The organism is Corynebacterium drakensteinense (assembly GCF_041224285.1).
GTDB lineage: Bacteria > Actinomycetota > Actinomycetes > Mycobacteriales > Mycobacteriaceae > Corynebacterium.
Genome location: NZ_JAXOFP010000016.1, coordinates 1 through 12,306, shown reverse-complemented (window position 1 = coordinate 12,306; position 12,306 = coordinate 1). Strand labels below are relative to the sequence as shown.

11 protein-coding genes and 5 tRNA genes are annotated in these 12,306 nt (G+C 57.1%); 9 read left to right on the top strand and 7 right to left on the bottom strand.

The window, feature by feature from the left end:
• Positions 1-20: 20 nt before the first annotated feature.
• Complete coding sequence (gene pstB / locus U1140_RS09080; RefSeq protein ID WP_369847334.1) at positions 21-815, top strand: phosphate ABC transporter ATP-binding protein PstB; 795 nt, start codon at positions 21-23, stop codon at positions 813-815.
• A gap of 160 nt (positions 816-975) precedes the next feature.
• On the opposite strand, the gene U1140_RS09075 is transcribed toward pstB, so the two are convergent.
• Entirely contained in the window at positions 976-1,671 is a 696-nt protein-coding gene (locus U1140_RS09075; RefSeq protein ID WP_369847332.1) for a phosphate signaling complex PhoU family protein, read from the bottom strand.
• A gap of 146 nt (positions 1,672-1,817) precedes the next feature.
• Entirely contained in the window at positions 1,818-2,966 is a 1,149-nt protein-coding gene (gene dusB, locus U1140_RS09070) for a tRNA dihydrouridine synthase DusB (RefSeq protein WP_369847331.1), read from the bottom strand.
• A gap of 257 nt (positions 2,967-3,223) precedes the next feature.
• On the opposite strand from dusB, the gene U1140_RS09065 reads away from it, so the two are divergent.
• Both U1140_RS09065 and U1140_RS09060 read left to right on the top strand, forming a co-directional pair.
• Positions 3,224-4,735 (top strand): acetyl-CoA hydrolase/transferase family protein, encoded by a 1,512-nt coding sequence (locus tag U1140_RS09065; protein WP_369847329.1) that lies wholly within the window; start codon positions 3,224-3,226, stop codon positions 4,733-4,735.
• Positions 4,736-4,908: 173 nt separating this feature from the next.
• Positions 4,909-4,981: transfer RNA gene (locus tag U1140_RS09060), tRNA-Lys, on the top strand.
• A 238-nt stretch (positions 4,982-5,219) separates the two neighbouring features.
• Here U1140_RS09060 and U1140_RS09055 read toward each other — a convergent pair.
• Positions 5,220-7,472 (bottom strand): heavy metal translocating P-type ATPase, encoded by a 2,253-nt coding sequence (locus tag U1140_RS09055; RefSeq protein WP_369847374.1) that lies wholly within the window; start codon positions 7,470-7,472, stop codon positions 5,220-5,222.
• A 179-nt stretch (positions 7,473-7,651) separates the two neighbouring features.
• Positions 7,652-7,921, bottom strand: coding sequence for a heavy-metal-associated domain-containing protein (locus U1140_RS09050; protein ID WP_369847328.1), 270 nt, complete (start codon positions 7,919-7,921; stop codon positions 7,652-7,654).
• Positions 7,922-7,998: 77 nt separating this feature from the next.
• On the opposite strand from U1140_RS09050, the gene U1140_RS09045 reads away from it, so the two are divergent.
• Complete coding sequence (locus tag U1140_RS09045; RefSeq protein WP_369847326.1) at positions 7,999-9,474, top strand: DUF4185 domain-containing protein; 1,476 nt, start codon at positions 7,999-8,001, stop codon at positions 9,472-9,474.
• Here U1140_RS09045 and U1140_RS09040 read toward each other — a convergent pair whose 3' ends face one another.
• Positions 9,475-9,816: a metal-sensitive transcriptional regulator gene (locus U1140_RS09040; RefSeq protein ID WP_369847325.1), complete on the bottom strand. Its 342-nt coding sequence runs from the start codon at positions 9,814-9,816 to the stop codon at positions 9,475-9,477.
• Between the two features lie 141 nt (positions 9,817-9,957).
• Here U1140_RS09040 and U1140_RS09035 point away from each other — a divergent pair.
• Both U1140_RS09035 and U1140_RS09030 read left to right on the top strand, forming a co-directional pair.
• Positions 9,958-10,030 (top strand) — tRNA-Glu (locus tag U1140_RS09035).
• Between the two features lie 31 nt (positions 10,031-10,061).
• Positions 10,062-10,138: transfer RNA gene (locus U1140_RS09030), tRNA-Asp, on the top strand.
• 94 nt (positions 10,139-10,232) lie between these two features.
• Here the strand turns inward: U1140_RS09030 and U1140_RS09025 are convergent.
• A complete protein-coding gene (locus U1140_RS09025; protein WP_369847324.1) occupies positions 10,233-11,132 on the bottom strand; it encodes an SDR family NAD(P)-dependent oxidoreductase in 900 nt (299 codons plus the stop codon).
• A gap of 162 nt (positions 11,133-11,294) precedes the next feature.
• Here U1140_RS09025 and U1140_RS09020 point away from each other — a divergent pair.
• The 3 genes from U1140_RS09020 (at position 11,295) to U1140_RS09010 (ending at position 12,146) form a co-directional block, all read left to right on the top strand.
• Positions 11,295-11,368, top strand: a tRNA-Asp gene (locus U1140_RS09020).
• A gap of 37 nt (positions 11,369-11,405) precedes the next feature.
• Positions 11,406-11,478: transfer RNA gene (locus tag U1140_RS09015), tRNA-Phe, on the top strand.
• 374 nt (positions 11,479-11,852) lie between these two features.
• The gene (locus tag U1140_RS09010) at positions 11,853-12,146 is read left to right on the top strand and encodes a GNAT family N-acetyltransferase (RefSeq protein ID WP_369847322.1); all 294 of its coding nucleotides are present in this window, start codon (positions 11,853-11,855) and stop codon (positions 12,144-12,146) included.
• Between the two features lie 60 nt (positions 12,147-12,206).
• Here the strand turns inward: U1140_RS09010 and U1140_RS09005 are convergent, their stop codons facing one another.
• Positions 12,207-12,302, bottom strand: a complete 96-nt coding sequence (locus U1140_RS09005; RefSeq protein ID WP_369847372.1) for an IS3 family transposase — start codon at positions 12,300-12,302, stop codon at positions 12,207-12,209.
• Between the last annotated feature and the right edge of the window lie 4 nt (positions 12,303-12,306).

Genomic DNA, 12,306 nt, shown 5'->3' with positions numbered 1-12,306 from the left:
TCACAAGGTGTTCAAAAACTATGTCCACACAGCCAGAGCAAGATTCCAAACTCGTTTTAGAAGACGTCAACATTTATTACGGCGATTTCCACGCGGTACAAAACGTCAACCTGGATATCCCTTCCCGCGCAGTCACAGCATTCATTGGGCCGTCGGGCTGCGGTAAATCCACGGTGTTGCGCACGCTCAACCGCATGCACGAGGTCATCCCCGGCGCGAGCGTGCAAGGTCACATTTTGTTAGATGGCCAGGATATTTACGCCAGTGATGTCGACCCAGTGGCGGTGCGCATGAACGTGGGCATGGTTTTCCAGAAAGCCAACCCCTTTCCCACGATGTCGATTGAAGAAAACGTGGTGGCCGGGTTGAAGCTCGCCGGTGTCAAAGACAAGAAGCGTTTGCGCGAGGTTGCAGAAAAATCGCTGCGCGGGGCGAACCTGTGGGAAGAGGTGAAAGATCGTTTGCATAAGCCCGGCGGTGGTTTGTCTGGTGGTCAGCAGCAGCGTTTGTGCATCGCGCGGGCGATCGCCGTGGAGCCAGAGGTGTTATTGATGGACGAGCCGTGTTCGGCATTGGACCCGATTTCCACGCTGGCGGTCGAAGACCTGATTCACAATCTGAAAAAGGATTACACCATCGTGGTGGTCACGCACAATATGCAGCAGGCCGCTCGCGTATCCGACAAAACTGGCTTTTTCTCCCTGGAAGCGACGGGTAAGCCTGGGCACTTGGTGGAATTCACGGATACGAAAACGATCTTTGAAAACCCTGGAAAGAAAGAGACCGAAGACTATATTGCAGGTCGTTTCGGTTAATTGCCGCGTGGTGTAACCGCTGGTGCAGTACTAGTTGCAGCCGGTGCAGTACCAATTTGGTGCCGCACCGGCTTTTTCCGTGCGTTGAACTTTCCGTGCGTGGAATTTTTCCCGTGCGTTGAACTTCCCGGGTGTTGAACTCTGTCAGTCGCTGAACTTGTTAGTCGCTGAACTGAGAGCGGTGGAAATGCGAATTCAGGAAGCCGTCGGGCAGCTTCCCAGTAGCCAAGAACACGATGCGCGCGCACACATTGACGCAGTGGTCGGCATAGCGTTCGTAATACCGCGCCAGCATTGCTACATCCACAGCAGCACGCGAGCCGTGCGACCAACCCTCGGAAGTGGTGACGTCCAACAGCTTGGCGTTGAGCTTGTCGACGGCATCGTCGTCGTTATTCATAGCGGTGTTCAGGCCACCCTGTGGCTCCTTGAGCACAGCGTTAGTCTGCTTCGCCATGTCGTCGACAAGCTCGGCTAGCTGCGCGAAATCAGCCACCACAGATTCTGGTAGCACGCGTTCTGGGGCGCGGCGCAACACAGCCCGGGCGATGTGGGTCGCCAGCGCCGCCATGCGCGTGAAATCCTCCACGATATAAATCGAAGAGACCACCTGACGCAGCTCGGAAGCAACGGGGTTTTCTAAGGCAAGCAGCTCGAAAGCTCGGGCTTCGCTGCGTTCGCGAATCACGTCGAGGTCTGTGGCGTATTTTATGGCCTGGTTAGCAGGTTCTCCGGCAGCTGTAGGTTCTGCGAGTAGTGCTTGAGACGCCGATTCCATGACGTGGTGGACGGTATCGCTGAGTTCGATGATGTCTTCGGCGAAATTTTCTAGGGTTTCTCGATATGCAGTACGCATAAATTCGAGACTAAGGACACAATCTTGCTGCCAGGTTGCGGTGAGACTGGAAGAAAATGAAGTTCGGGAAAACTCTTGGTTTCCCCCGCTGTGCTTTTCGCCTTGCCAGTCTTCGCCGTAGCCACGCCGCAGACCTGCCGCGTGCACTAACCGCCCGAGTTCATCGACTCCGCACCGGCAAGCGCGCGGGCATCATCTTGTGGATCATCCAACCAGCCATCCGGCAGCGCCACCTTCGACGGGGAGCCTTGGCGGCCACGAGCGCCATCGGCGTCGTCGGCAAGCGCGGGCGAATCTGCCCACGGCGCGAGCTCGTCGGCAAGCTCTGCCAGCGTCGACACTTTAGCCAGGCGTGCGCGTACCTCGCCGCCGACTGGGTAACCGCGCAGATACCAGCCCATGTGTTTGCGCAGGTCGCGACAGGCACGGTCTTCGCCTTGGTGCTCCGCGAGCAGCTGGGCATGGCGGGTGATGATGCCGGTCAGTTCGCCTAGCGTCGGCGGGCTCGGGATCTCCTCGCCGCGCAGGTGGGCAGACAACTCGGCGAAAAGCCATGGCCGCCCCAAGCAGCCACGGCCGATAACGACGCCATCGCAACCAGTTTGCTCCATCATTGCGGAGGCATCAGAGGCTTTGAAAATATCGCCGTTGCCCAGCACCGGGATCCCGGTGTGCGCGAGATGTTGTTTCAGCGCGGCGATTTGTTCCCAATCTGCGGTGCCGGAATAGCGTTGCGCGGCGGTGCGGCCATGCAGCGCGACAGCCTGAGCGCCTTCGTCGACGGCGATGCGCCCGGCGTCCAAATGGGTGTGGTGTGCATCGTCGATACCGACGCGGAATTTCACCGTGACCGGAATATCAGTGCCTTCGGTTGCTTTGACCGCCGCTGCCACAATCTGGCCAAACAGCCGACGTTTATACGGCAGGGCAGCGCCACCACCGCGTCTGGTGACCTTCGGTACCGGACAGCCGAAGTTCATGTCGATGTGATCGGCCATGTTCTGTTCGACGATCATCTTCGCGGCCGCATACGTCCACTCCGGATCGACGGTATAAAGCTGCAGTGAGCGCGGCGATTCTTCTGGCGCGAAGGTGGTCATGTGCAACGTTTTTTCGTTGCGTTCTGCGAGTGCACGTGCGGTGACCATCTCGCAGACGTACAAACCAGAAACGGTGCCGGTCTTGGCGATTTCTTGTTCCCGGCACAGGCGTCGAAAAGCAACGTTGGTCACCCCGGCCATCGGGGCGAGGACGACGGGGGAAGACAGCCGGTGGGGGCCAATTGTTAAGCTCACAGGCCCTATTGTCGCTAACGACGATGAATCCACCAAACGCAGGTGCTTGTGTGCTGACACATGTGGTGTGAGCGTGCTGTGGCTATGACCTGGATTAGTATCCAACATGAACACAATCACAGTGATCTCCGCTATACTGTCATTGTAGAAACGCTACGCAGCAATTGCGTCCTGGGGCCATGAGTGGTCCCGATTCGGATGCAACTGCACGGCGTGCCTAGACAACGAACGAGAAGTTCCGAACAAGGAGAGATAACGTGGCTGACCGTATCCTTAACGAATTCTTTAAAGACAAGATCACGACCGCTGAGCAAGCTGCCGAGCACGTCAACAATGGCGACAAGATCGGTATGTCCGGTTTTACTGGAGCCGGCTACCCGAAGGCGCTGCCTACTGCGATCGCTAACAAGGCGAAGGCTGCCCACGAAAAAGGTGAAGAGTTCAAGATTGATATGTTCACCGGTGCTTCCACCGCACCGGAGTGCGACGGCGTTCTGGCAGAGGCCAACGCGATTAACTACCGCACCCCGTATAACTCTGATCCAAACCTGCGTAAGCAATTCAACGCCGGTGAGGCCAAGTACCAGGACATTCACCTGTCCCACTTGGGTCTGCAGGTAGAGCAGGGCTTCTTCGGCCGCTTTCAGGTCGCCATCATTGAAGCCACCAAGATCACCGAAGACGGCAAGATCGTGCCATCCTCGGCAGTGGGTAACAACCTGGAGTGGATCGATAACGCCGATAAGGTCATCATCGAGGTCAACTCTTGGCAGTCCGAAAACCTCGAGGGCATGCACGATATCTACCAGATTCCACGCAAGCCGAACCGCACCCCAGTGCCAATCGTCAACGTAGGTGACCGCATCGGTACGCCATACATCGAGATCGACAAGGAAAAGGTTGTCGCTGTTGTCGAAACCGACGCAGCAGACCGCAACGCCCCATTCAGCGAGCCAGATGAAATCTCTGAGAAGATCGCCGCGAACTTCCTGCAGTTCCTTGAGGCTGAGGTCGAGGCTGGCCGTTTGGAATACGACCAGTTCATCCTGCAGTCCGGTGTCGGTAACGTGCCAAACGCTGTGATGGCGGGTCTGCTGGACTCCAAGTTCGAAAACATCACTGCCTACACCGAGGTTATCCAGGACGGCATGCTGGACCTGATCGATGCCGGCAAGATGACCGTCGCCTCGGCTACCTCGTTCGCTCTGTCGCCAGAGTATGCAGAGAAGATGAACGACCAGGCAGACAAGTACCGCGAGCACATCATCCTGCGTCCACAGCAGATCTCTAACCACCCAGAGGTCATCCGCCGCATGGGCCTGATCTCGTCGAACGGTGCGATTGAGGCCGACATTTACGGCAACATCAACTCCACCAACGTCATGGGCTCGCGTGTGATGAACGGCATCGGTGGTTCCGGTGACTTCACCCGTAACGCCTACATCTCGACGTTCATCTCCCCATCCCAGGCTAAGGGTGGCGCGATTTCCGCGATCGTTCCTTTCGCTTCGCACATTGACCACACCGAGCACGACACCATGGTGTTCATCACCGAGTACGGCTATGCCGACCTGCGTGGTCTGACCCCACGTGACCGTGCCGAGAAGATGATTGCGATCGCACACCCTGACTACCGCGATGAGCTGCAGGCGTACTTCGACCGCGCGATGAAGCAGCAGCACGTACACACCCCGGTTGATCTGGAAACTGCGTTTAACTTCCAGCGCAACTTCGAAGAGTACGGCGATATGCGTGGTAAGCAGGACTAATCCCTGAACCAAACTGAGCTTTTGCTCGACACCCCTGCCAGTGTGTGCACACCTGGTGGGGGTGACAGTTTCTAGCCTGGCGTGACAGCTCGACACCCCTGCTGATGCAGTTTCTGCACCTGGCCGGGGTGATTTTTATTTATGTTTGGCATGTATTACTATGGTGAGCTGTTGGGCCTTTAGCTCAGTTGGTAGAGCTGCGGACTTTTAATCCGAAGGTCGCGGGTTCGACCCCCGCAGGGCCCACAAAACAGTTAAACCCCCTGGTCAGGAAATTGATCAGGGGGTTTGCTGTATCTGCTTTGTTCGTGATCCTCGTGATCCTCGGGGTGGGTTGAAGGTGGGGGCGTCGCCCAGAGCATTGTGTCTTTTTTACAAATAGTGAACGAAAAAGGCCGGTTTCAGTAGGACTATTTGTAAAAAAGACACCATAGACATGATTACCGGCGATGGGTTAAGCGGGCTCGGCACCGACGAGTGTGGGCTAGGCACTCACGTCGGCACCTGCGGTGGATTGGAAACCACGCAAGCGCAGGCTGTTGCTGACCACGAACACGCTCGACAGCGCCATCGCTGCACCGGCCAGCATCGGATTCAACAAACCGAGTGCGGCCAGTGGGATTGCGGCGGTGTTATAAGCAAAAGCCCAGAACAGATTGCCTTTGATGGTGCCGAGCGTGCGGCGGGAAAGCCGGATGGCGTCGGTGGCTGCCCGCAGATCTCCACGCACCAGGGTGATATCGGCGGATTCCATAGCCACATCAGTGCCGGTGCCCATCGCCATGCCCAGATCGGCTTGCGCCAGGGCAGGGGCGTCGTTGATACCATCGCCGACCATCGCAACCTGATAACCCTGAGCTTGGTAATCCTCGATCACCGCGACCTTATCTTCCGGCATGACCTCGGCTTTCACGTGGTCGATCCCAACTTCACGTGCCACGGTCTCCGCCACCGCCTGGTTATCGCCGGTCAGCAGCATCGTCTCAATGCCGAGCTCGCGGAATTGCTTTATCGCGGCGGCGCTGGTGTCTTTGACCTGATCGGCGACGGTGAGCACGGCGGCGGGGGCGCCGTCGACAAGCACGGCTAGCGCGGTGTGGCCCTGCTTTTGCGCCTGCACGAACGGCTGCTGCAGCACACCCAGGTCTTCCTTATCTGCCAGGCTCGGCTTGCCGACGGCTACCGTACGCCCGTCCACGACCCCGCGCACGCCAGCGCTGCGGATGGACTCGAAATCGCTGACCTCGCTGAGGCGACCGTCGGCACGCTTGTCTGCTGCTGCGCGGGCGATCGCGCGGCCAATCGGGTGCTCGGATTCGTGCTCCAGGCTTCCGGCGAGGTGCAGCACCTCGCCGCGGTCGACTCCTTCGGCGACGATGACGTCGGCAAGCTCCATCACGCCGGTGGTGACGGTGCCGGTTTTATCTAGGACTACGCGATCAATGCCGCGGGACTGTTCGAGTACCTCCGGGCCTTTGATCAGCACACCCATCTGCGCACCACGGCCGGTGCCCACCAGCAAGGCAGTGGGGGTTGCCAGACCCAGCGCGCACGGGCAGGCGATGATCAGTACAGCGACGGCTGCAGTGAACGCCGCGGCCGGGTCTCCGTCGATGACAAGCCAAGCAAGCAGCGTGATCACCGCGACCACGATGACGACGGGGACGAAAATGCCGGCGATTTTATCGGCGAGACGCTGCGCGGAAGCCTTGCCTGATTGGGCATCTTCGACCATCTGCGCCATCTGCGCCAGCTGGGTGTCTTTCCCGACTTTGCTTGCGCGCACCACCAGCTTGCCGCCGCCGACGTTGATGGTGGCGCCGGCGACGGTATCGTCCGGGCCGGCTTCCACCGGAACGGATTCGCCACTGAGCATTGAGGTATCAATGGTGCTGTGGCCGGATACGATGACGCCATCGGTGGCAATCTTTTCGCCATCGCGGACGACGAATTCATCGCCGACGGCCAGCTCATCGATGCTGATGGTTGTCTCTTTGCCATCGCGCAGCACCGTGACTTCACTGGCACCCAGATCCAGCAGCGCACGTAGGGCGGAACCAGCGCTGCGCTTCGAACGCTTTTCAAAATAACGTCCCAGCAGGATGAACGTGATCACGCCAGCGGCGACTTCGAGGTAGATGTGGCTGAGCCCGTCGCCACGCGAGATGGTGAAATCGAAGCCGTGGCGCATCCCGGCCGCACCCGCGGAACCGAAAACCAGCGCGACAATCGACCATGCCAGTGCCGAGGAGGTGCCCAGCGAGATCAGCGTATCCATGGTCACGCTGCCGTGTTTGAGGTTTTGCCACGTCGCCTTATGGAACGGCCACCCGGCCCACAGCACGACTGGGAGAGTCAACGCCAGGGAGACCCAGCCCCAGTAGTCGAACTGCCAGGCCGGGACCATGGCCAGCGCGATGACGGGCACCGACAGCACCGCTGAGACGATGAGGCGGCGTCGTAAAGAATCCAGCTCGGCTTCGGCCATCGCATCCTGCGGAGCCTGTGAGCCCGGCGTAGTGGTATCCGGGATGAGTTCTGCGCCGTAGCCGGTCTTTTCGACGGTGGCGATCAGCGCGTCGGCGTCTAGGGTGTTTGCGGCGCCGGTGATGGTGGCTTTTTCCGTGGCGTAGTTGACCTGTGCCTGCACGCCGTCGTGCTTGTTGAGTTTCTTTTCGATGCGTGCCGCGCAGGATGCGCACGTCATGCCGGAAATATTCAGCTCGATAGTGGACATAGTGGCCGCAGAGTTGGATGTGGCTGCAGTGCTGGTTGTGGAGACAGTGCTGGCTGTGGACGCAGCGTTGGTCGGGGACGGTGACGATGGTGTCGGAGTGGTCATAGTGGGACATGCTCCTTTGCGCGTTGTTTGTGCATTGCTTTCGCGGTGTCGAGTGCGCAGTTTTATGTGCAGAGTTATGCGCGTTCGGCGGTGTAGCCGGCTTCATCGACAGCGGCGATAATGTCTTGATCAGTAGCTGGGTTTTCTGCGCCTTCGTGGAAGTGCACTGTGAGTACGCCACTGGCGGAGCTGACATCTAAGCCGGAAACTCCGGACAGTTGGGATACTTCTTCGCGTACGGCTTTTTCACAATGCTCGCAGCTCATTCCGGTGACTTTGTAGGTTGCTGCTGGATTGGATGCGTTTTCGGTTGACATCATGAGCCTTTCTGTTGGAGCAATCATTGCGGGACTCTATACTCCTCATATTATACCCCCACGGGGTATGTGGCAAGGGTGGGTGATGGTCTACATTGCTGGTTATGACAAAACCACGCCGCGCACAGCGGCCTTCATGCAAAATACGGACATATGTGCTGTTCACCGCACTGGGATTGAGCTTCAGCTTTGGGGTTGGATCTGGTGTAAGTCCGGTAGCAGCCCACGCGCAATCATCGTTCAGTTCCTCCAATGGAGGTGGGCAAGGTAGCAGGCCAGCTCCACAACCGGCACCACAGCCAGAACGCCCGGAACATCCTGGCCAGCCGGGGCAACCAGGGCAACCGCATAAACCACGACAAGATTTCGACGTCACGATGTTGGGCGATCTGCTGGGCGTCGGCAAGTCCGATGCCGCCGGTTTTTATTCCGGCGACCTGGGGATCATGCGTGAAATCACCCCGGGTAAGAAATTTGCGGTGGTCTTTGGTGATTCTTTCCGTGGCCAGCGTTTTGGGCAAGGTGAATGGATGAGCCCGGTTGGTGTTGTCGCGCAGAAAACCCAGGATGGCCGCATCGAAATCCTGGAGCCGCTGAATGACGGCGCCAAAGCTGAACAGCTGATTCAATATTCCCACGGCAATAACGGTCTGACCGTGATTCCATCCGATCTGCTTAACCTCAATGGCACCCTGTATATGCAGGGCATGTGGAATAAACCATTGGGAAATGTCACGCACACACAAATCTGGAAATCCGTCGACCACGGCGCGACCTGGCAATCCGTCGGCACGATCGACGGCGGCTACAAGGGTGGGCTAATGCAGCTGCTGTCCTGGGAACAAGGCCCGGATGGCTGGATCTATCAGGTGTCGACGAGATTTGGCCGCAAGCACGACGTGTACCTGAGCCGCATGCAGCCTGGCGAGCTCACCAACCCGCGCGCTTGGCAACATTTCAACCCGCGGACGGGGCAGTGGGAGTCGGCGTCGACAAGAACCCTGCACCCGGTACTCAGCGAGCCTGTACAGGCCGGAGAAATGTCTTTGCGCTATATCCAAGGTCATTGGGTGCTCGCAATGTTCAACGAGCAGACATTGGCCGTGGAGGTCCGTATTTCCCGCGAGCTGGCGACCGACTGGAACCGTGTGCCGGTGGCAACCATCGTCCGCAACGGACCGTGGAGTCAGCCACAGGGGCCGGATAACTTCTCGCAGCCGTATGGTGGCTACATCACGCCCGGCTCGACCCTGGATAACCTGGATTTGGTGATTTCGCAATGGAACACCTCGAACAATTCGCGCTATAACTCCACGCAATTCAATGTGCGCGGCCTGGATAAATTCTTCGGTATTGAGGGCATTGCGGGCACTGAGGGCATTGAGGGTGCTAACACAATACAGCCACGTGCGCTGCGTTCGGCGCCGGTGCCAGATGTAGACGTTGCGCCGTTCGATGCGGAAGTCCTGGATGTTACCGAGGTGGCTCCTAACGACGCTGCCATACCGCAACTGACCACTGATGAGACCACCACGATCGTCGAACTTGACGACGCCGAAGCTGCCGCGCTGCTGAACTAGCTAACTCTTTACGATCTTGCGGATGGCCTTCATGGCCTCGTCCAGTGTTGCTTCTGCCTGCGGGCCAGACTGCGTGGCAGCATCCGCCACGCAAGAATGGATGTGGTCGTTGAGTAGATCCAGCGAGACATTTTCTAACGCAGAGGTGATCGCGGAGATCTGGGTGATGATGTCGATGCAGTACTGATCCTCGTCGATCATTCTTTGAATGCCGCGGGTTTGACCTTCGATGCGACGCAAGCGCGAAAGGTAGCGGGGCTTGTCGACGCTATAGCCGTGTTCATGGTGGGTGCATGGGCAGTTGTCGTCGGATTGCTGTGCTGCAGGCTTCGCGGCGTTCATGGTGTGTAGATTACTGCTTGCTATAACGTACATACAAGCCGCACAAAACTGCCTTCTGCCTGCTGTTTTGTGGAATATCAAGACATGTACTAATGTATTGCAAGTCGCCGACACCAAGGAAACAAGGTGTTGAACACGCTAGCCCCCATCGTCTAGCGGCCTAGGACACTGCCCTTTCACGGCAGCGGCACGGGTTCGAATCCCGTTGGGGGTACAAAGAGCTTTCTTAATCTCTTTCGCAGCAAGGCCCTGTGGCGCAGTTGGTTAGCGCGCCGCCCTGTCACGGCGGAGGTCGCGGGTTCAAGTCCCGTCAGGGTCGCCATGTGAAATCTCGAGACATCGTTATCGAAACGGTGCCTCGAGATTTTTTCTTTAACTACTTGCCAGCAAGCTTAGGCCTAAGCTCATATTTATGCTTATGTCCAAGACACGCCCAGCTTGTCACTTAAATCGTCGAAAATATGGCGAGCTACCCCCAGGTTTTTCGCGATCGGGCGTTGCTTGCCTGGGCGGCGCCTCTCGTTGTAATACTCACCGGATTCAAAATGAATACCTGGAGTTCCGGCCAAATAAAAAGCCAGGTTATCGCCCCCTACAGAAGGTGCGCTGAGGGCTTTCGCCAAAACGCTGGAATACACCCGGGAGATTATGCCGGATGACGTCTGCGCAAACGACGTTGCGAGTGCTCCAGGGTGAAAAGACACCGCAGTCAGTCCATGCGAGTGGAGATAGCGCGTGAGCAACATATCGCCGAGTTTCGCGTTACCGTAAGCGCGGGAGGAGCTGAAGTGTTGGAAAGTGTTCGGATCGTCTGGCCGGAAATAAGACATCAGCAAATGCGCCACTGAGGCGGTCTGAACGATGGTGGCATCGTTGGCACGGAGTTTATCTTGCAAGAGGGAAGTCAGCAGGAAAGGGGCAACGACGTTGATCTGCCAGGTGCGTTCAAAACCATCAGCTGTGGTTACAGGACCGTCAAAAATCCCACCGGCATTATTCGCCAAGGCGTGAATGTGCTCGAGCTGGCTGAGTTCGTCGGCAAGCTCTCTTACCTCGGTGAGGGAAGAAAAATCGGCGGTGAAATACTCCGCGCCTATAGTATTGGCGACGTTTCGTGTCTTTTCTGGGTTACGCCCGACGATGACGAGTCGATCTTCCGGGCGGGCGTCGTGTAGCGTGCGTGCGGCCGCGGCGCCGATTCCATCTGATGCTCCAGTGATGACGATGGTACGCGGTGGAGGGGTGCCTGGTGTAGGGCTGTAGCGCGCAGGGTTATGGCGTGCAGGGTTGTTTGGTGCAGGATCTTCGGTGGGCATAAGGTGAGTCTAGCGGTGGTTCTTATATGTAGCTTTTATGCCATTTGTAGTGCGGATTTGCTCCGTTTGTGCAGAATCGGTAATCTTAACCATCGTGCGCAACGGAGACTGCACAGTGAACTTTCACTAGACAGCAGGAAATCCTACACACAAAGTTAATATGGCCCTGTGGCGCAGTTGGTTAGCGCGCCGCCCTGTCACGGCGGAGGTCGCGGGTTCAAGTCCCGTCAGGGTCGCTCAGGAAAATCCTTGGTTTCGTCCAATGTTTTCCTTGGCCAGATAGCTCAGTTGGTAGAGCATCCGCCTGAAAAGTGGAAGGTCAGCGGTTCGATCCCGCTTCTGGCCACATTTAGCCCGTCAGAGTGCTGGTAACAGCGCCTGGCGGGTTTTGTGCATGGGGGTATCGAATATTGGACACACTTTTTGTCGTATGACCCGAATCCTCCAAGATTTCGTCCGCATCCCCTTTTGTCGTTTAACCCCAAAAGTGCGTCTGGTCGGGGCGTCGACCAGCGTATTGTGTCTTTTTTACAAATAGGACACCTGAAACCGGCCTTTTTCGTTCACTATTTGCAAAAAAGACACCATAGACATGATTATCGGCATCATGGTTATCGGGCAGGCTGGTATGCCAGGTCTGGCATACTAGGTGGTGTTAGATTCCGTCGAATCAATGATTCGGCACTGTCGATACGCAGGTTTAAGACCTGAGGAGAGATTATGACTGCACATAACCAACAAATCACCGACAACTCTGCTGAGTCCCGGTTTGAGCTCACCGTCGATGGGAAACTAGCGGGCTTTGCCGCGTACAAAGACAACGGCAAAGTTCGCGAATTCAATCACACCGTTGTCTACGAAGAATTCCAGGGCAAGGGTCTTTCCAAGCCGCTGATCAAATTCAGCCTTGACCACGCCCGCGATAACGGTCTGCAGATCGTCCCAACCTGCTCAGCCTTCGAGAAATACCTGCAGAAAAACGAGGAATACCAGGACCTGGTAGCCGAAAACTAATAGCACCACGCAGCTGGGGTTATACGACAAAAAGGGGATGCGGACATTTTTTAGGAATATTCAGAGTAACAGCTTGCGCCGACGCTGATTAATACTTAATCCACCGAACTCAAGCTTGATTCTTCGTTCGTTATAGAACTCGACATACTCATGAATCGCT